At 53.5% G+C, this 18,288-nt stretch carries 19 protein-coding genes; 7 read left to right on the top strand and 12 right to left on the bottom strand.

What is annotated here, in order from left to right; all coding sequences use genetic code 11:
- Positions 1-139: 139 nt before the first annotated feature.
- Both GF108_RS01240 and GF108_RS01235 read right to left on the bottom strand, forming a co-directional pair.
- Positions 140-532 carry a hypothetical protein gene (locus GF108_RS01240; RefSeq protein ID WP_153666554.1) on the bottom strand — a complete coding sequence of 131 codons (393 nt, stop codon included), beginning with the start codon at positions 530-532 and terminating at the stop codon, positions 140-142.
- Between the two features lie 97 nt (positions 533-629).
- Positions 630-1,616 carry a site-specific integrase gene (locus GF108_RS01235; protein ID WP_153666553.1) on the bottom strand — a complete coding sequence of 329 codons (987 nt, stop codon included), beginning with the start codon at positions 1,614-1,616 and terminating at the stop codon, positions 630-632.
- A gap of 378 nt (positions 1,617-1,994) precedes the next feature.
- Here GF108_RS01235 and GF108_RS01230 point away from each other — a divergent pair, with 378 nt between their 5' ends.
- Together GF108_RS01230 and GF108_RS22290 are read left to right on the top strand one after the other, a co-directional pair.
- Positions 1,995-2,648 (top strand): hypothetical protein, encoded by a 654-nt coding sequence (locus GF108_RS01230; protein ID WP_153666552.1) that lies wholly within the window; start codon positions 1,995-1,997, stop codon positions 2,646-2,648.
- A 167-nt stretch (positions 2,649-2,815) separates the two neighbouring features.
- Positions 2,816-3,853, top strand: coding sequence for an HNH endonuclease (locus GF108_RS22290; RefSeq protein WP_153666551.1), 1,038 nt, complete (start codon positions 2,816-2,818; stop codon positions 3,851-3,853).
- Between the two features lie 105 nt (positions 3,854-3,958).
- Here the strand turns inward: GF108_RS22290 and GF108_RS01220 are convergent, their stop codons facing one another.
- Together GF108_RS01220 and GF108_RS01215 are read right to left on the bottom strand one after the other, a co-directional pair.
- Positions 3,959-4,588, bottom strand: a complete 630-nt coding sequence (locus GF108_RS01220) for a hypothetical protein (RefSeq protein ID WP_153666550.1) — start codon at positions 4,586-4,588, stop codon at positions 3,959-3,961.
- Positions 4,585-5,646, bottom strand: a complete 1,062-nt coding sequence (locus GF108_RS01215; RefSeq protein WP_153666549.1) for a DUF262 domain-containing protein — start codon at positions 5,644-5,646, stop codon at positions 4,585-4,587. The genes GF108_RS01220 and GF108_RS01215 overlap by 4 nt, the downstream gene beginning before the upstream one ends.
- A gap of 410 nt (positions 5,647-6,056) precedes the next feature.
- Here GF108_RS01215 and GF108_RS01210 point away from each other — a divergent pair, with 410 nt between their 5' ends.
- Positions 6,057-6,413 carry a hypothetical protein gene (locus GF108_RS01210; RefSeq protein WP_153666548.1) on the top strand — a complete coding sequence of 119 codons (357 nt, stop codon included), beginning with the start codon at positions 6,057-6,059 and terminating at the stop codon, positions 6,411-6,413.
- Between the two features lie 145 nt (positions 6,414-6,558).
- On the opposite strand, the gene GF108_RS01205 is transcribed toward GF108_RS01210, so the two are convergent.
- Entirely contained in the window at positions 6,559-7,425 is an 867-nt protein-coding gene (locus GF108_RS01205) for an RDD family protein (RefSeq protein ID WP_153666547.1), read from the bottom strand.
- 342 nt (positions 7,426-7,767) lie between these two features.
- On the opposite strand from GF108_RS01205, the gene GF108_RS01200 reads away from it, so the two are divergent.
- On the top strand, positions 7,768-7,995 hold the full coding sequence (locus tag GF108_RS01200) for a hypothetical protein (protein WP_153666546.1): 228 nt from the start codon (positions 7,768-7,770) through the stop codon (positions 7,993-7,995).
- A gap of 29 nt (positions 7,996-8,024) precedes the next feature.
- On the opposite strand, the gene GF108_RS01195 is transcribed toward GF108_RS01200, so the two are convergent.
- Positions 8,025-8,525 (bottom strand): hypothetical protein, encoded by a 501-nt coding sequence (locus GF108_RS01195; protein ID WP_153666545.1) that lies wholly within the window; start codon positions 8,523-8,525, stop codon positions 8,025-8,027.
- Between the two features lie 388 nt (positions 8,526-8,913).
- Positions 8,914-9,495 carry a thermonuclease family protein gene (locus tag GF108_RS22245; protein ID WP_210386044.1) on the bottom strand — a complete coding sequence of 194 codons (582 nt, stop codon included), beginning with the start codon at positions 9,493-9,495 and terminating at the stop codon, positions 8,914-8,916.
- 230 nt (positions 9,496-9,725) lie between these two features.
- Between GF108_RS22245 and GF108_RS01185 the strand changes: the two genes are divergently transcribed.
- Positions 9,726-10,226, top strand: coding sequence for a hypothetical protein (locus GF108_RS01185; protein WP_153666544.1), 501 nt, complete (start codon positions 9,726-9,728; stop codon positions 10,224-10,226).
- 263 nt (positions 10,227-10,489) lie between these two features.
- On the opposite strand, the gene GF108_RS01180 is transcribed toward GF108_RS01185, so the two are convergent.
- Genes GF108_RS01180 through GF108_RS01170 form a run of 3 tightly spaced genes read right to left on the bottom strand, consistent with a single transcriptional unit; the run spans position 10,490 to position 13,857 of the window.
- Positions 10,490-11,404, bottom strand: coding sequence for a plasmid partitioning protein RepB C-terminal domain-containing protein (locus tag GF108_RS01180; protein WP_153666543.1), 915 nt, complete (start codon positions 11,402-11,404; stop codon positions 10,490-10,492).
- Positions 11,405-11,410: 6 nt separating this feature from the next.
- Positions 11,411-12,310: a plasmid partitioning protein RepB C-terminal domain-containing protein gene (locus GF108_RS01175; RefSeq protein ID WP_153666542.1), complete on the bottom strand. Its 900-nt coding sequence runs from the start codon at positions 12,308-12,310 to the stop codon at positions 11,411-11,413.
- Positions 12,307-13,857 (bottom strand): recombinase family protein, encoded by a 1,551-nt coding sequence (locus GF108_RS01170; protein WP_153666541.1) that lies wholly within the window; start codon positions 13,855-13,857, stop codon positions 12,307-12,309. The genes GF108_RS01175 and GF108_RS01170 overlap by 4 nt, the downstream gene beginning before the upstream one ends.
- Before the next feature lie 103 nt (positions 13,858-13,960).
- On the opposite strand from GF108_RS01170, the gene GF108_RS01165 reads away from it, so the two are divergent.
- On the top strand, positions 13,961-14,371 hold the full coding sequence (locus tag GF108_RS01165) for a hypothetical protein (protein ID WP_091920005.1): 411 nt from the start codon (positions 13,961-13,963) through the stop codon (positions 14,369-14,371).
- A gap of 465 nt (positions 14,372-14,836) precedes the next feature.
- A complete protein-coding gene (locus tag GF108_RS01160) occupies positions 14,837-15,070 on the top strand; it encodes a hypothetical protein (protein ID WP_027230524.1) in 234 nt (77 codons plus the stop codon).
- Positions 15,071-15,143: 73 nt separating this feature from the next.
- Here GF108_RS01160 and GF108_RS01155 read toward each other — a convergent pair whose 3' ends face one another.
- Together GF108_RS01155 and GF108_RS01150 are read right to left on the bottom strand one after the other, a co-directional pair.
- Entirely contained in the window at positions 15,144-16,655 is a 1,512-nt protein-coding gene (locus tag GF108_RS01155; protein WP_153666540.1) for an aldehyde dehydrogenase family protein, read from the bottom strand.
- Between the two features lie 122 nt (positions 16,656-16,777).
- Entirely contained in the window at positions 16,778-18,184 is a 1,407-nt protein-coding gene (locus tag GF108_RS01150; RefSeq protein WP_153666539.1) for a VOC family protein, read from the bottom strand.
- Positions 18,185-18,288: the final 104 nt, after the last annotated feature.

Genomic DNA, 18,288 nt, shown 5'->3' with positions numbered 1-18,288 from the left:
GCGTAGGACGAATTTTTCTAGGACTTCGATCCGTATGAAATGTATTTCATAGTGAGCTGTGGCGATTCCCTGCAGCAGCTCATGCCAACGCGATAGCGAAAGCCGGATCGCGTTAGCTGCGCGATGACCTACGCAACCCCTATTGGCAAATCTTGTCTTGCAGAAGCTCGTCAATTGGCTTGAAGAACGCGGCCACTGGTCCGGCTGACAGTTCACCCTCTCTGAGAAATAAGGGCGCTTGATACGATTTCATTGAGGTGGCGAAGCGTGGGCTACCCACTGGAATGATGCGACCGCAGACAAAGCCGATCTGGCGTTCCTGACGTGGCATGTTGATGCGCTCAACGGTAAAGCGCATGTTCTCGGCATCGAGCACCGTGAGGGGCGCTTTCGCATTAACGGCGATCTCAACGTCGATGCGATTAAACACGTGGGTTTGTGCTGTCGCGTGATCGATCTGGCTGGCGAGCGCGAGCGCGATGGTAGCAAGTCTTGTTGATGTGCGACGGTGGGATGAATTCTGACAGGTCATTCTCAGGCTCCGATAGAGATCAATGAGTGATGACTAGGATGCGGGGAGAACGGCGCCAAGGAGGGGATATCGTATTCCAGGAATTATTTCCTTAACCTCACCCTAGTCGATCGACCAGATCGACGGCTCGCAAATGCGAGTAGCGTTGCAACATGCGAAGCTCTTTGTGTCCGGAAATTGTCGCTGTCTCAATAACGTTGAAACCACGCTCGAGAAGCCGCGTCACAGCTTCATGACGTAGATCATGGAAGTGCAGGTTTTGGGACCCGGCGCGTGCTCGCAGATGTTCCCAGGCTTGACAGACTGCTCCTTTGGTTGTGGGGAACACTTTGTTTTGTAAGCGTGCATCATACATTCGATGAAGCTCATCCAATGCTCGTTTGGAGAGCGGCACGTCTCGACTCTCACCGTTTTTTGTGATTTCCAGATGCATGATCCGGCGTTCAAGGTCGACGTTGTCCCATAAAAGCGAAAGCAATTCGCCCTGACGCATCGCCGTCTCGATTGCGATAATAATCAATGCGCGCATATAGGGATTGCGACCGGCATCTGCGGCGTCGAGAAGTTTCTGCTCTTCACCGTCTTGCAGACGACGATCGCGTGCTCGCGCCGGAGCAGGGCGTCGTATCATGCGGCACGGATTTTGCGGCAAATGCACGCCCCATTCCTTGCGCGCAATATCGATGGCATGGCCAAGAATATTAAGCTCTTTAAGAACCGTAGAACCAGCGACAAGCTTCAAACGCTCGTCGCGATAACCTGCGATGTCAGTAGGACTGAGAATCGCAAGCGTGCGGTAGCAGATGGCGCGTTTCAACATGCCGCCTATTCTTGTTGCCTCGGGTTTTGGACTGCGTTTTCCAGCTGTAATTTCGCGTCGATAGCGCGTCAGGAGATCATGAACCGTCATTTGTTCAGCAAGCCGCGTATCCGGCATAGATCCGCAACGATCAAGCTCCGCCTCGAGATTGCGCGCCCACTTTTCTGCCTCGCTCTTGCTGTCGAAGCTCTTGGCGCGCGGCTGCATGCCTTTGCGTCTGACCTGTCCCTGCCATCGGCCTCTGAGCTTGCGGATCGTCGCCATAGAGCATCTCCTGAAATTGTGCCTCTATCGCGTAGGACGCCCCCGTCACGCCGCCAAGGGCGCGGGCAAACTTTTCCGGGTGTTCGCAACGGTAGGACGCCAGCCTGGTTCATGACTGGGATAGACGCCGACTTTTATTTCTGCTGTGCTGAGCGGCAGCGCGAGAGGCACGGCATTCGGTCAAGTGTGACGGATTTGTGCCGCAATAGCCTGAAAGTGACTTTCTGAGCATCAAGGCCAATTCGGCTCACAATAAAATCAACGACTTCCGCGTCCTGAATTGCCGAGAGAGTGCTGCCTTAGTTAGGCAGCGCTCTATAGATTGTTGTAACTGTTCATCGATACATTTGGCTCATAGTGCAAGGATTGAGGTCGCGATTGAAGAACCTACGGAATATTATTACTGTCGATAGAATCACCGAAAGCTTTGCCTCATTAGCAGATCGTGTGTCTATCTCCCCGGGCGGTATGGCGGATTACACTGTGGGATATCCCGCGCTGCTCCACCTGTTTCGCGAGCGGCTTGATACTTCCAATCTGCACGATATTCACGCCGGCGCATACGCCGTTTACGGATGGATGCCCACCATACTGAAGTCACTTCCTGATGTAGGTGGTGCACAAAAATTAATTCCTCTAATCGAGGAGGCGAGATCGAAGTTAAACGGCTTCGAAATCGAAAACTGGACCCACTGTTTAAAGGCGGTGAATAACTCAGTCACTGGAACAAGCAAGTTTCTCCATTTTTCAGTTCCCGAAGTTTTTCCGATCTGGGACTCGTTGGTGGCACGAACATTCGGCATTCCGTCCCGCAATCACTACGCCAGAACTGAAGCATATTGTGCTTATTTTCGAGCTGTTCATGCCTGGTTAGGAACAGAGATCATGCCGGCTAGGTTAGACCTCGCGCTCAACCATGCAGGGATATCCACAGAATCTCAAAAGGTTCGCGGAATTGAACTAGCGCTTTATTGGGAGGGACGTCATCAATTGCTCGAATCCAGAGAGGTGGGGCCATTCAGCCCTTCTTGAACCGCGTTTTTGATCCATGCGTATCCTGGCGGTCAACTGTGCGCAGTAGATGGTTGCCGCGTTCAACCCACTGGAGCACGCCCCGCCTGAGAAACGAAGATTCATTGGCACGCCCAACTATAAACGTTGTGATGGCTCGACGGTAAGAGCATGCAGAGGAAGTTTTAATGAGCATATGGTGGGTAAATCTCGGACAGAGGTTCAAGGAACAGAAAACAGCAAGCGCTCTGTGGTGTCCAAACAAGACAGTGCGTAAATCGCGTTTGACCGCTCCTCAGTGGCACTGGTCTTTGATTACGGAAATTCGGCAAGGCGAGTTTATCGTTCTGTCCCGCAAAGGATGGATAGAAGGTATTGCAATTGCATCTCAATCGGCAATTCCTGACCAGCCTAAACCCGATGGGTTCCCATCTGGCGACCAATGGCATGATTTCGGTTGGTTGTTGCCTGTAGCATTCGTCCTATTCCGATCATCTAGGAGGCGGAGCGAATTGACGGCAGGTCTGTTCCAAGAAAAGGTGAAGCATAGCCCTCTACATAACCGGTCCGCCGATGGTGAAGGAAGGGGTCGCCAGATATACTTGTCTCAATTGATGGACGGTGATGGAGCACCATTATTCAAGCGTATAGCTGCTATTCTTGATATTGAACAACCTGGTTGGTTTGATAAAGCGCACCATGTCGCGCCGTTGTATGAACCTGCGGCCGGCAATGACACAATTCCCCCGACAACTCGCGGAGTCCTTACACAGGCGCGTATCGGGCAAGGAAAATTTCGCGAACAGCTCAAACGAATGTGGAACGCCAGATGCTGTGCGACAGGACTGGACATTCAAGAGTTGCTGGTTGCCTCCCATATTCATCCCTGGTCGTTATCAAATGATAAGGAGAGGTTGGACCCGTATAATGGGTTGCTGTTGTCCGCGGCCTATGATGCGGCCTTCGACGAAGGCTTAATCACGATCGACGAGACGGGCGCGTGGCAAATCGTGGCACCGTATTTAACAGACGATCAGCTAAGGAGAGCTGGGCTTGATCGTTTGAACGAATTTCCTGTTGAAGGATTGACCGCTAGACATCATGAATACCTTCGTCGACACCGGAAGATGGCGGAGACAATGTGGAGGAAGCAGAATTATGATGATCACGCAGCAAGTTTGCCCGATGTCCAACCGGTTAGTGAATTGTGGGACCCAATCGGATAGCTGAGTCAGTTTTACGGATTTGCTTTCCTGTGGACGAAGCTGTTCAAGGCAGATTGGCTGAGATTGCTGTGTTAATAAGGCAGCACTCTGGGATTAGCGCAACAACTAAGCGGGCGGATCGATAATAGCCTCGAGCATCTCATTCATAACGGCAATGTAATGCGCGATGTGAAGTTTTCGGTGCTTCCTATGCCGCATCCGAAGTAGCTGTCCAGGCGATAGATGGAAAAGCCTTTCAGTAGTCAAAAGGTTACGTTGGACCATGGAGAATTGCGAGATTGCCTCTGGGGAATTGTGAGCAATCCTGTTCCGCACACGTTCGCAATCCGAAAGGTCTTGAGTTCTTGTTGCCAGCATATCGACGACAGGCCAACCATGCTCGATATAGTTGAGGGCTGTGTCGCGAATTGTATCTGGCTTAGCCCAGCTTAGAAATTTGAAGCCAGCCTTAATCAATTTGCGAGCGCTGGCCTCGTCCGTAATCTTCAAATATGAGTTCGCTTGGGCCCCCTGGAGGGACATGCCACCGGTGACGTAGTGCAAAAACAGCTTCTCCAAGTCGATCTCATACGCAGTGAAAGCCCTTAAGAAGATGGCTTCTGCTAGTGCGTCCGACTTGTGATCATCAGATTCCACGTCCGAAGCGGCGACATCCAATTCGTCAATAAGTGTGGTGAGAGAATTATAGCGCGTGGAAAGTAGAGCTTGATATTCACTCAGCTGCTCGGGCGTCATATCACTATGCTGTTCATCACAAATTTTGCACGTTCGCGCCGCGCTTCTGTATCAGTGGTGCGCCGCTGCGCGTAATTTATGAACTTGGCAAATGAAGCCGGGACATCTTTATCGCCATCCTCAGTATACCCATCATACTTTGCGCTTAGGTCGTCGAGAGCAGCTCGCCATAATGGTATGGTTGCCTCATTCAGCGCTGGCCTTGGAGCATCCTCCAATCCTCCTACTGGCTTAAGAGCATGAGCGACGCAGGTAAACAATGTATAGAACCAGTGTGGACGTGACCAGTTAGCACTTTTGAGGCCTTTCGGTGGGTAAATGGCACCGATGTGCGTCATCACTTGCCTGTATGAATTAACGGCCTCATCGATGTTTGCCGGGATAGCGTCATATTCCTCATACAACTTGTAGTAGCGTTCGATATTTTTTACTGTTTGCACACCGCCGACCAGCGCTACTAAGAGATCCGAGGCAAGTTGAGCTTCGCCCATACGGCTGACTTGCTTTTCGCTAAGGACGCCGCCCTCTAAAACGTAGTTGATATAAGAATGACCGAGCTCATAGGCAGTAGTTTTAAAGACACCTAAGTATTTTGCGTTAAGTTTTTCTTGCGTGTTCAGGGTAACTGAATAAGTATTTATTCGTGCAAAAATATCTAGCATATCGGATAGACTGACGTTGTATAGAAGATCAACACCCACTTCATACTGTAGTATAGATCCTTGTATATCCTCATCCAATTCAGAAAATAACCTTCCAGAATGTTCGGCATTATGTGTTTTCAATACTGTGAAGCCGCCAGAAATAAATTCTAGTATAGTTCTAATACGTTGTTGGCCGTCGACGACCGTCCTGACGTTTTTTTTGCCAATTAGATCCTGTGTCAACAACACTTTAGGCATTGGTTTGCCGCGGAGGATTGTATCTATAAGAAAAGACTTGGCAGCGCGCGTCCAAACGCCTCTTCTTTGGAATTTCGGTGATAAGTCTAAGAGTTGTGAACCGTTCCATTCCAGGAAGTCCGCAATACTGTAGGATCGTGCATCAAATTGCTTCATGAATTGCTCTCCAAGTCAGCTGCAGCAGTAGCAGGAGCTGGGTGCGATGTCACCTGCAAGGAGTTGGAGGTGGACGTGCCTATTGCCAACAACCGCTGCATCGCCTTCACCTTCATCAAGCTCAAGAGCGAGTGTTGACTGAAGGGTGCGGTCGGCACACCCATCTACCGCCAAGACATGGTGACGGGAGTGAAAAAGATGCAAACGTTCGCACCGACGTCAATCATCAGCTTGGATTAGAGCGTCGACGCGATGTGACGAACACTTAGAGCTTTCGTGCTCTCACCGCGGTTAATCAAGCGACGTTGCAACCAGTTCCATGGGCCTTATAAAACTGGTGAGTTTTCGGAGCGCCCGCATTGCTCCTACTCCAACGCGTGCTTAAATAACGCTCGTATCGAGGAGTTAGCATGTCCGTTATAAAACCATACGAGTCGAAATATTCGCCCTGCGCCTATCAAACGCCGGAAGAAATCGAGACCTACTATCGCAACGTCGAAGTTGGCGGCGTGGCTGTCGTTCGCAAGACGCAGCATCACCTGTTGTGCTACAGCGTTCGCAAGGTTGAGGGCCTCAATCCTAAACTGGGTCGCATCTATGTTGAGCAGGACGGCGCTTTTTACATAAAGAGCGGCAAGAACTGTTTTCATCCCAAGGGACAGACGAGCCTGGTCGTTCCGACTCCGGACGTGTTGGAATGGGCGGAGGCTCATCCGCGTGGAGAGTTAAACGTTTCAATCTATCCACCTGAAAAGCGCCGCATATAAGTGCTATCGCTGTGATTTTGGGTCTTTCAGCTCGATCGGCCGGCAAGACCAAACATTGGTTATCCCGACGATGCCCAAAGGATAGGCGTTGGCAATTGCCGCATCACAACAGCGTCGTCCATCCGTTCATCGCTGCGCCATCCTGTCAGCGAAAACTACTAACGAGCGTGTAGGCAGCTTGCCCGAGTGGATATCCTAAAGCTTCTCCTGCTGGCGAGTTTAAGTATGCGGCAGCCAAAAAGGCGCATGTTAGAACGACCCCCATCCGTATCTTGCTGGTAAAGTAAACATTTACCTCAGCTAGATCACGGTCGTAAGTAGCTTGCCCTTCAATCTTTACCTTCTTGTGTTGGTATAACTGCGTGAAAAAAGCCACGATCGGAAATCCAATTCCCATACCGAATACCAACACCTTCAATTCGCGAAGAAGATAGAAAGACAGGCCAGCTTTTCTGCCATTCTCCGGCCGAACATTGACTCCCATTATCGTTTTACCAATGGTGTTTCCGAAAAACGTCATGGTCAGCGCGTTGAACAAACCGAACAACGGCATGATCATTAAGATCGCCGCGACTTGGTTACTGAGAAGATTGATAAACCATGGATTCTGGGTGATTGCTGCGATCACGAGAAGAACGAAAACAGCAGGAACGGCCCAGATAACTTGATCCAGCAATCTAGCAGCGTAACGCGACCAGGGAGAACCCTTCGCAACGATGGCCCGCTGCAACGGGAGATCGGTTGGATCGTAGGTTTTGACGTCATCTGCAAAAATCGGACGTTTAGAACTGAATGCAGGCAGAGGAGGCGTCTTTGGAGCGGTTGGCAGCGGAGGCGGAGTAGCACGAAACAGCCGTTTGAACGTCTCAATGGACTCTGCGCTCTCCCAACTGGTCAAGCCTTCGCTCCATACGAGTGTAGTTGGTTTAAGCCTGCCGCCGCGGATGCGATCGATCATCTCCTGTTCGGTCACCGGACCAACAGGAACTTCATTCTCAACAAAGTGCCACAAGATTCCCCATCTCCTCCCAAGTCCCCACCGCTTCGTATCAAACGATGGGGGGTCAGTAAATGGAGATGTGTTCGTTGCTGGCTTCTGTTCGCGGCCTTTAAAGCGTAGTTTGGATGTCGTTTCGCGCCGACCTCAATCATCAGTTTGGAAGGTCTTTTCACAGGCATGCATAGCTTATTGGCGACGCTGCTTTGGTGAGCGCACGCTGAGCTCTCGTGACCCTCCAACGTTGTTGAATGTCAGTTCCATAATGGGACGTTATGCAAGTTTTGGGGCTGCCGCGCGCCACTCTTCGTTATACTATCCGACGTGATCCAAGCACCCCATGCGTTAGAGGCCGTTATGCACTATCCCATTTCGCTGGAAAAGGCCGAACCAGGCTTGTGGGGCTTCGTCGCCGTCAATGGAGACGTTCAGATCGGTTGGTGCAGACAAGCGTCTGATGGATGGTATGTCGAAGGCATGGATGGCAAACGCCTCGGTGGCCCGTTCAAGACGCGAAAGTTGGCTGAGCAGGCCGGCGCTGCCTTGCTTGCACGTCTTGCGGGATCGTCAAATCCCGGATGGTAAGGTAGGCAATAGTCGAGCGAAACCTTGCCTTAACCGTTGCCAATAATCTTATTGGCGAGCTGGATGATGGCGTCCGCAGGTTCCTTCATATCCGCACATTTGAAGTCCTTCGGCAGCCGGGAATCGGCGAAAGGGCTTTCACTACGCAACACGCTTGCTTGGCAGATAATATTACCGGCATGCTCGCGATTGGGATCGGTAGCCTTCGGCTCAGTTTGGGGATCGATCGTGCTTACAGCTGCAGCTAGCATCCCAACATTCTTGTTGGTAGGCGCCACAGCGGGCGAGCCATTCCCGATGATTTTATTGGCGAGCTGGATGATGGCGCCGGCACTGGTTTTCGTCTTATCCGTGGATTGTTTGTCGAGACCTTTGGTCAGGCATTTTATCGCCTTTGCTAGCTCAACGTTGTTGACGCCGGGCTTATTAATGAGCTCGGCCGCGTTCGGACAATTGCTTGTGTCTTCGGCACTTGCACTGCCGATCGCGAAAGCCAGGAGCGGGGATGCCAAGGTCAGGATGCGAAACATAGTCACCTCCCATGAAATGCACTTTCGAGTATCGCACCATGGCGCGCTCATGTCGATGATCGGCAGAGCGTGGCAAAAGCTTTGTAATGTTGTTATCTACGGCAGACTCTGTAAAGGCGCGAAGTTCAGTCAACATTGGGTATCCGGACCCCAACGGCTTGGCTTCAACTCCTCGGACAGCTTTTGCCGGGTTGGGGCCGTGATTATCGCACTGGCATGTCCCAACCGTCACATGTCCAGCGGGCCCTTTGGGACTGGCTGTGGCCCGAAATACCAGCCATTTAGTGCCATGATGTCCGCTCTCAACCGTCAGCTGTCACACACGATAGTCACGATAGCCACGATAGCCACGATAGCCACGATTCCTATTATTAAGGAATAAGGCCCGTCAACACCATGGCATTCGCCGTCCAACCCAAGGTCGCGCATGCCGCTGTTGGATGAGAATCGTTCCGACGTCACGACCGCGTATCGATACAAGCGCCAAGGTTCGACCATACTTGTCGATGGTCCGACCTGTTGTTGGGTCGCCGCGCCGAACTTCCAGGGTCTCGCCTTCTAGAAGAAGTTTGAGGGCGGCCTTTGCATTCAGGCCACGCTTCAACTCCGTATCGCACTTCGCACCGCTGATTTCTGGCGTATCTATATTAGCTATTCGAATCTTTTCGCCATTGTAGTGAATGGTATCGCCGTCGACGACATAGAGCGCCGTCTTAGCAACGAACGGATTAACAAGGGAGAGGGGTCGCTCACCACTGGAACTCATATCAAAACGCGAAGCAAAGACACCGGCGAGCACGGTTGCGCCCATGACAAGGGAAGCGAACGTGAATTTGACGCGCTGTCGCCATCTTGTGCGGGGCCGCTCGCGTTGCAATTTGTCTATCCACGGCGATTCCTTACTTTGCCACGGCGAAGGCCGTTTTTTCTTGACCTGGTTTTCTACGACCAATCTCGGGCGATCACTCATGCGTCCCCTCCTTTGCAACCAAGGATAGAACGCGAGCCATAAAGGACAGCTTGAGAAATCAGTTAAAGTTTGGGGGACTGAGCTAAAGCCCACTCGTGCGCACCTTGTCTCTTAAAGGCTTGGCCCTAATAGCGAATTGCGTTGATTCCCAGATCGCATGGCGCGATGATAATGTCGTGGGTGCTTGGCTTGCGGAGATTAGCCTTATTAAAAGAAAAGGGAGATTTGCCATGGCGACCAAGACAGATTTTACCACAGAGGAATGGAGCGAGGTGCTTGGCAGCGTCATGCTGGCGGGGATGGCTATCACGCTAGCCGACCCCAGTGGTCTGATTGGCATGGCCAAAGAGGGGCTGGCGAGCGGCAGCGCTCTGGTCGCGGCCAAGACCGATCTCAATTCGAATGCCTTGATTAAGTCGGTGGTATCCGATTTCGAGACCTCTGAGGGGCGCGGAGCGGCGCGCGACATAGTTAAGGGCAAGCTCGCGGGGAAGCAGGCGGCCGAGATGAAGAGCACTATTCTGGAGACGCTCAGCCAAACCGTTTCGCTGGTTGACACAAAAGCTCCAGATGACGCAGCGGGTTTCAAGGCGTGGCTTCGAAGCATAAGCGAGCGTGTAGCGAATGCTGCCACCGAGGGTGGTTTCCTGGGCTTTGGCGGCGTGCCGGTGAGTGATGCCGAACGATCAACGCTTGACGAGATATCGAAGGCACTGAAGCTTACAGTTTAGTGATGAGTTCCAAAGCATTGGCGCCGCCACTGACGCTAATTCGCGCTTGAATAACGAACTGGTAGTCTCTCAGAAGTGTGCACTGGCTTTGTGCGTTTGGATCACTGCGAGCCCCATGGTTTTCGGGTCGAGCGCACGCCGGTCTGCGCGGACCGTAAGCTAGGTGAAATATCAGTTTCAAAGCGACGTTGTGCGAGCTGAAATGATGCCTTGATTCGAGCGTGTGAATTTGGAGTGGAAGCGGGGCTTTGCGCTGCGGTCGCTCAGATGTCGGTTGAAGAGGAGGCCATATCGACCACGCTTTGCAGCTCAGGCACATATTCCGGCCGCGTTGCCAAAAGATAGCTAACGACGCGCGCGTTGCCTAATAGTCGTTTGATATAGCCTTTGATGACGGTCAGCTCCAAGTGATCCTTGCCGTAAGATTCTTGTATCGAGCTCATCCCCTGTTGAAGCCGGGCAAGTTCTTTTTCCATTCGCGCGATCGCCTCGACCGTCATTCCCCGCAGCTGTTTTGGTTTAGTGGGGTCGGCTAACTGAGCCTGTGGCGTTCCCGCCAAGATTGCGCCGATATAGGCGGTCGAGTAATTGTTGGCGTTTATCATAAGCTCGGCGGCTTCTATTTGCCGAACAGCCTGCATCTTTCGCAGCACCTCGAAAACAGCCATTGGACAGTTCTTGTCCTTCAAAAGCTCACTGGCTTCGATACAAACGCCATTCAGCATGCGCTTGCGCCGGCGGATGGTCTCGATGTTTACCGCGAATATACTGGCAAGCCGTTCTTCTGGGACGCCCTGTTCTAACGCCTTGACAATCATGGCGTGCTCTTGAACAGCGGCCAGACGACTAACTTGTTTGTTGTAAGTGAAGGCTTCGTCGTCTGTAGAAATGAGGCATTCAACCTCCGACTGATTTAAGTCGCGCAGAACTTCGATCCGCAGGTGCCCATCAAGGATAAAAAACAGTGAGGAGTTGCCGGGATCGCGCGCAATCACAGGTGGTTCTACCAGACCAATTTCGACAATTGACGTGGCAATCTGGCGGTATTTCTTGCTATGCTTCACACCCTTGGGAAGACTTTTGCGGGGCAGCAGTTGATCGAGGCGGACGAGTAAGCACCGCTTCTCAAAACCTTGGCTAACGGCTGGCAAGGCGATCTTGGTTTCTTCGATAGTCATGACCATTTAGCCTTTGAGCAACCGATTATTCAATTGTGAAGGCACCGCATCAAGTCCTTCCGATTTTAGCAGTTCTAAGAACCGGTTGTCTGCTAGCAATGTCCGCAGGGCCTCTACGACGAACAGCAGCTTGCCTTGCGTCACTTCAGCCTTCTTGACGAGCACCTTTTGCCTGGAGGCCTCCAGTTGGTAGGCGCGGACGATTGCCTCGCTGGTGATGGGGCGTTGTCGCTCATAGCGGCCAAAAGCATGACCGCGTAATTGTCCGCCCCGCCGATTTCGTGTTTGCAGCAGCCGCCGCAGAGCAACTAACTTTTTGCCTCTGATCTTGTTCTTGGTGTAGGCTTCAATAAGGGCCGTTTGCGCGCCGTCCTCGTCAACGCGTGCGATTTCAACTGCAAGACTGAGCGGTAAAACGCCGACTTCGACGGCGGTTAATAACCGATCCTCGCCCTTTTCCAGAAGGCCGACAATCATACCAATATATTCAGGCGTGACTCCAATCTTGTCGGCAATTTCACGGTCACTATAGCCAATGTCACGAAGCTTAAGCACATCCTGCAACAGGTCGATCGTCCTATGCTGACGCCGGGCGCAGTTTTCGACCAGGCTCATGATCAAACGCTCATGGAGGCTCGCTTCAACGATGATTGCAGGAATATGCGTCTCGCCCAGCTCTTTATATGCTTCTATACGTCCCTGCCCACAGACCAGGTCATATTCGCTGGATTCGTTAGCTAGTCCACGTGCCACCGTTATCGGACGCTTTAGGCCAACCTTGCTTATGCTTTCGACGATTTGCTGAAATTTCCGCTTGTCTCTGAAACGGGGATTTAGAATGCGAATTTGAGCAATGGGTATGACCTCAATATCCTTCCAGGAGGCAATGAGTGCGTCTTTGATCATGCGACGTTCTCCAACTTTGCCGGCATCGCGAGTTGATAAAAGAAGTCGAGTGAATCGAACCGGTAGGCGTCCAGAGAAAATGGATTGCGTTCGGCCAAGCGGAGCTTCAGTAGTGTCATGTCGATGGAGGGGAGCAGATAGTAGTCAAGGGTGGATTGATTTGTCCCATCCATCCGCACCACCAAGGTTATGTCGGCCGCGAGGCCTGTATCTAGTCGAACTTTCCAACGAAGGGCACCGCTGGGAAGTGCAAATGAACGCGAGAGAACGATAGAAACCGAATACTGACTGTTGATTTCTATCAATTCAGTCGCTGGATCGTAAGCGACTGACGCGCCGACAGTCTTGAGGTCTTTAATGAGACTGGAAATGATCTCGGGATGGCGGCGGCGTAGCTCTTGGTTGATTTCAATGTAACGATGGTCACGACCCGGGTCGTATTCGATCAATGCATAGGCTCGATAAAGGCTACCGAAACGACGTCTGTAGATTGAACTCGATGGCATCGAATCCATCTCATCAATTATTATACCGGAGAGGCGACCTTCGCTTATTAGTAAAACACGTAGTCTCTCCAAGAGCTCAGTATCGCTTACGTGTTTGTGTCGAGCTTCTATAATCGATATCGCGCGCAAGAAGGTGCTGGAATCGACTAGCGGAGTAAAGGCACCTTCGGCGCGCACCCAAGCCTCAGGCTTATTCCTGACCCGTTGTTTTTTAAGCTTGTATGAAATGCGGTTGTAGACGTTATTACCTACGTATTTTTCATTGGTCAGAATTTGATGAATCGTGCTCCTTCGCCAAGCGCGGCCCAAATCGGATAGGATGCCTTCGGAATTTAAAAGATCGGCTATGTAGTGTTCGGTCTTTTGATCGTTAACAAATAGGCTGAAAATTCTTCGGACGGTTTCGACTTCTTTAGGCGGTCCAGGCACGAGAATGACACGGTCCGTTTGAAGGCTCTTTCGCTGTCCCGCTTGAAGTTCGCCCTTTGGATTGCCATGCTCATCGACGAGCTGGCGTCTGAGGCCAAAGCCAGGTGCGCCGCCCTGGCGGTAACCAAGTTCGATTAATCGGCATTGGCCGGCGAATACCTTGACTGAGAGCTCTCGGCTGTATTCACCGGCCATTACCCTTTTGACCGTTTTTAGCAGATTTGAACCGATACTCCCGTCATTCTCAAATTGTTCCGCGCAATAGTGAACCCTAATACCGGCGCGAGAGCACAGGTATTCATAATAAGCGCTTTCGTCCGCGTCTTGGAAACGCCCCCATCTGCTGACGTCATAGGCGAGAATAGCGGTAAAATTGGCTTGACCGGATCGAACATCGTTCATCAAGCTTTTTAGTGCTTCTCGACCATCAAGACGAAGGCCACTTCGTCCAGAATCTTCGTATGTCCGCACAATTTCGAAGCTGCGATCGTTGGCGTATTTGCGAATCGCCTCGAGCTGGTTCTCTGTTGAATATTTCTGATGGTCCGTCGACATCCGCACATAGGCTGCGGCGGGTTCCGGAACGGTTTCGTCATCCCCTGACACGACCATTGGCTAAATCCGTTTAACGGTGTCCACGTCGGATTGTGTTAAAAGCGACATCACTCTGCTCGTATGATTTTAAGAGCACCAACTCTACGAAGCGGAGAAAGAAATGTCGTTTCCTAAGAAGGGTAAGTTCTTTCCATTCAGTGATGAAAATGTTGGACCGGTCATCGACGAATTGAGCTATCCAATGGTGATCTCTCTCGCCTTAAAGCGCTCAATTGGAGAATCACACAGTGCGATAAAAACAGCGGCAAAGTGGACTGGGGCCAACGAACGCACAGTGAAAAACTGGTTCAGAGGGAAGTATGGCCCCAGTGGTGAACATTTGATGTCTTTGGCTAATCACTGCGATGAAGTCATGGAGGCAATGATGTTGCTAGCCGGTAGGAAAACCCTGTTGTTGGGCATGAATCTGCAAGACTTGGAAACGCGACTGGAACTGGCTTTAAAGATCGTCCGCAGCTTTGCTGATGACGAAGCCAGTGGTGAAAAATCGAACACAAAAGCACATAACTAGGGCGATATAGCTATCGATAGCGCCTGGACCTGAACCTTGAACTCTGTTCACTTGGAAGTGGCGTAAGTGTGCCGTCAGGTCAGCGCAATCGCGGGCCCGTCATCACAATCGCATGAAAATAAGGGCAAAAAGCCAGCCTATTTCAATCGCTTACGTGGATTCGGAGGGCAGCACTCTATCCAGCTGAGCTACGGGTGCTGATACAAGGCGTTGGCCTTACATGCGCGAAGCGTTTCTAGCCGATGCGGGCCAAGGCTTCAATGGCGAATTTTGCTTTGTCCTCGTCGACCGCATGGGGGGCCGGCCTGAGGTCGCGCAGTATTAGGCACTAACTCCTGTCCCAATCCAAATAGTAGACGATGGGATACCCCGGCCACCGTTGATGCCCCCCTAACTGATTAATTGTCCGATGTCATGGCGAGGCGTAAAATATGAATGCGGGTATAACAATAAGGCACTGGGGCCATGAAAAAAACTCGAGACTACTATGATGATGACAGCAGAGACGCGCGTTCGTTCCTGGTAAAGGTGTGTGACTACGGCGTGGCGATACTGCTTCTGGCAGGTCTTTTCTATTCGACATTTCTCGACGTGCAAGGCCGGTTCAAGCCGAGCAACGCGGAAATCGTCGCGGCGCGGCAGGCCAAGATCGCCAGCGAGCACGCCAAGCTCGAGGCGCCTGTCACCATCGTCGAATAAGCCGACAGAATTTCCGCCGCTGTAGGAGCCGTCCCCGGTCATGAAACCGGGAACGGATTGTTGTGCCCTGGACTTATTCGATGTCGAAGGAGACGCCCTGGGCAAGCGGCAAGGCAGTCGAATAGTTCACCGTATTGGTCGCGCGGCGCATATAGGCCTTCCACGCGTCCGAACCCGATTCGCGGCCGCCGCCGGTTTCCTTTTCACCGCCGAACGCGCCACCGATTTCCGCCCCTGACGTGCCGATATTGACATTGGCGATGCCGCAGTCCGAGCCGTCGGCGCTGAGGAAGCGCTCTGCCTCCTGCAGGTTCAGCGTGAAGATCGAGGAGGAGAGGCCGGCGCCAACAGCATTGTGGTCGGCGATCGCTGCGTCGAAATCATCATATTTCATGACATAGAGGATCGGCGCGAAGGTTTCTTCGAGGACCGGGCCGGCTTGCTTGGGCATTTCGACGAGGGCAGGACGGACATAATAGGCATTGGCATGGCCGTTTTCGATGCGGTTGCCGCCGGTGACCTTGCCGCCATGGTCGCGTGCTTCGCTGAGGGCGTTCTGCATGTTGTCATAGGCGCCCTTGTCGATCAGCGGGCCAACCAGAGCCAAAGTCTCCAGCGGGCTGCCGACGCTGACGCTCTCATAGGCCTTCTTCAGGCGCGGCACCAAGGCGTCATAGACACTCTCGTGAACGAAAAGGCGGCGCAGGGTGGTGCAGCGCTGACCGGCCGTGCCCATGGCGCCGAAAGCGATGGCGCGCAGCGCCATGTCGAGATCGGCCGAGGGGCAGACGATGCCGGCATTGTTGCCGCCGAGTTCGAGGATCGAGCGGGCAAAACGTTTTGCAAGACGCGGACCGACCTCGCGGCCCATCCGCGTGGAACCGGTTGCCGAAACGAGCGCAACCTTCCGGTTGTCGACGAGGGCTTCGCCGATCGTGCGGTCGCCCATCAGCGTCTGCGACAGGCCGGCCGGAACATCGCCGAAACGGGCTGCGGCACGCTCGAAGATGGCCGCGCAGGCGAGAGCGGTGAGCGGGGTCTTTTCCGACGGCTTCCACACGACGGCATTGCCGCAGACGAGGGCCAGCGCCGTGTTCCACGACCAGACCGCGACCGGGAAGTTGAAGGCCGAAATCACGCCGACGACGCCGAGCGGGTGCCAGGTTTCCATCATGCGGTGGCCGGGGCGCTCGGTCGCAATGGTGAGACCATAAAGCTGGCGCGAAAGACCGACGGCGAAATCGCAGATGTCGATCATTTCCTGAACTTCGCCGAGACCTTCGGAAGGGATTTTTCCGGCTTCGATCGAAACCAGGCGGCCGAGTTCGTTCTTCAGGGCGCGCAGTTCCTCACCGAACAGGCGGACAAGTTCGCCGCGCTTCGGGGCGGGGACAAGGCGCCATTCGCGGAATGCGGCATCGGCCTTGTCGATGATCTTTGCGGCGTCGTCGGCCGAGTGGACGGCAATGTCGGCGATCTTCTCGCCCGTGACCGGGCTGAACGATGGCATCGCGCCGCCCGTATAGGCGGCCTCGGCGACGCCGAGCTTGGAAAGGAGGGTCTTTACTTCTTGAGCAATGGTCATCTTGCTTCCCTTAATTTGTCTTTCTGCCGGGCTGGCAGAGATATTGGATGCGTGACGGGCTTTCGCCAGCCATGTTCGAGGGTCAGCCACCTTAGCAGGTCCTGACCCCAAGTTTTAGTTTCTCAATCTACAAGTGCGACCGGCTGGAGATAGCGGCGGCAGCGGGCGATCGACGCCTTCTCGAGGCCTTCGTAATGGGCGAATTCGTCGAGGACCGGCATGCCGAGATGTGCTTCAAACTCCTGCTGGCTCGGGCTTGCCGCAAATTTCTGCGCACCGTTGTCGCCGAGGTTCGACTGGAAAATGCCGGCGGCGCTGACGGGGAGGAAGTCTTCATAGACGATCGGATCGAAAACGACGGCGCCCATGGCGACCAGCGTTTCGAGGCTCGCAGGCTCGCGCGTCGAAAGCGCTGCCCGGGGGAACCCTTCAACGGGCGTATACCGGAAATAGCCGAGGCCCTGCTGGCGGATCGTGTTCCAATCGTCCGGGAACGCTTTGAAGGCTTCGCTGAGGGCGGCGATGTAGGCGGCCGCGTTCGAACCGTCGGGAGCAGGACGCACGACCTCGCGTGCCTGCGCAAGCAGCCGGTCATAGAGCGCGCGGCCCTTCGGCGTCAGCGCGACGCCGCGCTGTTCGATTTCGCCAAAGCGGGCCGTGTGCGAACCCTTTGCCCATGTGCCCTCGGCATCGCGGAACGACACGGCTTCCTCGAGGGCCTTGAATGAGGTCTGCCGCAACAGGATGGGACATTCGCGGGTGGGCGGGCCCTCGATAACGGCCTTGGGCGCGATGCCGTGGGCCGGCATCAGTTTCTGAACGGCATCAATGTCGAGCGTGCGCGGGGTCAGATGATTGATATGCGGTCCTTTGAACGACACGACGTCGGCGATCAGCCGGTGCGCATCGTGCAGGCGGCGGTAGAGGTCGCTGCTGACGCTCGCCTTGTCGTGCCAACGGAACGTCTCGAGGATTTCCTTGACGAACAGGGCGGCGTCCGCGGCGTCGAGGCCGCCCGCGGCTTCAGCCTTTTCGATCAGGAGAATGGCCTTGTCCGTGAATATCCGGCGCGCGTCGAGGGTCTTGCGCGCTTCCTCCCGCAATTTGCCGTCGTCGATAAGATCGAGGCGCAGGAGCGAGGTGAATACGCGGAATGGATTGATTTTCAGCGCTTCGTCACCGACAGGACGAAAAGCGGTCGAATGGACCGGCACGCCGGCTTCGCTGAGATCGTAATAGCCGACCGGATACATGCCCATGACGGCAAAGGCACGGCGCAGCATGGCAAGTTCGGCAGGGGTTCCGACGCGGATTGCACCATGCCGCTCTTCGGAGATGCGGTCGAGCGTTTCGGTCAGTTCCAGCCGGTGGCGCAGTTTTGGCGAAGCGGCGAGCGTATCGTCGTTCACCTGCGCCACGAGTTCGAGGAGCGTTCCATAGGCGGGGACCTCGGTCCTGTACATGGCCGACATCGCTGTCGAAAAGGATGCGCGGATCACGTCCGTTGAGGTAAACGTGGCTGAATTCATAACTCTGCTTCCGTTATTGTTTGCGACGGCAATTTCTTTCCGTTCATGCATGTTATGGATTATAGAGTGGTCACTTGCCTGCGGATTGCGAAGAATCAAACTGG

This window comes from Phyllobacterium sp. SYP-B3895 (assembly GCF_009647635.1).
Lineage (GTDB): Bacteria > Pseudomonadota > Alphaproteobacteria > Rhizobiales > Rhizobiaceae > Phyllobacterium > Phyllobacterium pellucidum.
The sequence above is the reverse complement of the archived record's forward strand: the minus strand, read 5'-3'. Positions and strand labels throughout refer to the sequence as shown.

Excerpts from the sequence above, each read along its gene's own strand:
- GF108_RS01170 (WP_153666541.1), bottom strand. The coding sequence starts at position 13,857 with ATGGTCGTGTCAGGGGATGACGAAACCGTTCCGGAACCCGCCGCAGCC.
- GF108_RS01155 (WP_153666540.1), bottom strand. The coding sequence starts at position 16,655 with ATGACCATTGCTCAAGAAGTAAAGACCCTCCTTTCCAAGCTCGGCGTC.
- GF108_RS01195 (WP_153666545.1), bottom strand. The coding sequence starts at position 8,525 with ATGTTTCGCATCCTGACCTTGGCATCCCCGCTCCTGGCTTTCGCGATC.
- GF108_RS01235 (WP_153666553.1), bottom strand. The coding sequence starts at position 1,616 with ATGGCGACGATCCGCAAGCTCAGAGGCCGATGGCAGGGACAGGTCAGA.
- GF108_RS01215 (WP_153666549.1), bottom strand. The coding sequence starts at position 5,646 with ATGAAGCAATTTGATGCACGATCCTACAGTATTGCGGACTTCCTGGAA.
- GF108_RS01240 (WP_153666554.1), bottom strand. The coding sequence starts at position 532 with ATGACCTGTCAGAATTCATCCCACCGTCGCACATCAACAAGACTTGCT.
- GF108_RS01200 (WP_153666546.1), top strand. The coding sequence starts at position 7,768 with ATGCACTATCCCATTTCGCTGGAAAAGGCCGAACCAGGCTTGTGGGGC.
- GF108_RS01180 (WP_153666543.1), bottom strand. The coding sequence starts at position 11,404 with ATGACTATCGAAGAAACCAAGATCGCCTTGCCAGCCGTTAGCCAAGGT.
- GF108_RS01210 (WP_153666548.1), top strand. The coding sequence starts at position 6,057 with ATGTCCGTTATAAAACCATACGAGTCGAAATATTCGCCCTGCGCCTAT.
- GF108_RS22290 (WP_153666551.1), top strand. The coding sequence starts at position 2,816 with ATGAGCATATGGTGGGTAAATCTCGGACAGAGGTTCAAGGAACAGAAA.
- GF108_RS01185 (WP_153666544.1), top strand. The coding sequence starts at position 9,726 with ATGGCGACCAAGACAGATTTTACCACAGAGGAATGGAGCGAGGTGCTT.
- GF108_RS01175 (WP_153666542.1), bottom strand. The coding sequence starts at position 12,310 with ATGATCAAAGACGCACTCATTGCCTCCTGGAAGGATATTGAGGTCATA.
- GF108_RS22245 (WP_210386044.1), bottom strand. The coding sequence starts at position 9,495 with ATGAGTGATCGCCCGAGATTGGTCGTAGAAAACCAGGTCAAGAAAAAA.
- GF108_RS01150 (WP_153666539.1), bottom strand. The coding sequence starts at position 18,184 with ATGAATTCAGCCACGTTTACCTCAACGGACGTGATCCGCGCATCCTTT.
- GF108_RS01160 (WP_027230524.1), top strand. The coding sequence starts at position 14,837 with ATGAAAAAAACTCGAGACTACTATGATGATGACAGCAGAGACGCGCGT.
- GF108_RS01165 (WP_091920005.1), top strand. The coding sequence starts at position 13,961 with ATGTCGTTTCCTAAGAAGGGTAAGTTCTTTCCATTCAGTGATGAAAAT.
- GF108_RS01220 (WP_153666550.1), bottom strand. The coding sequence starts at position 4,588 with ATGACGCCCGAGCAGCTGAGTGAATATCAAGCTCTACTTTCCACGCGC.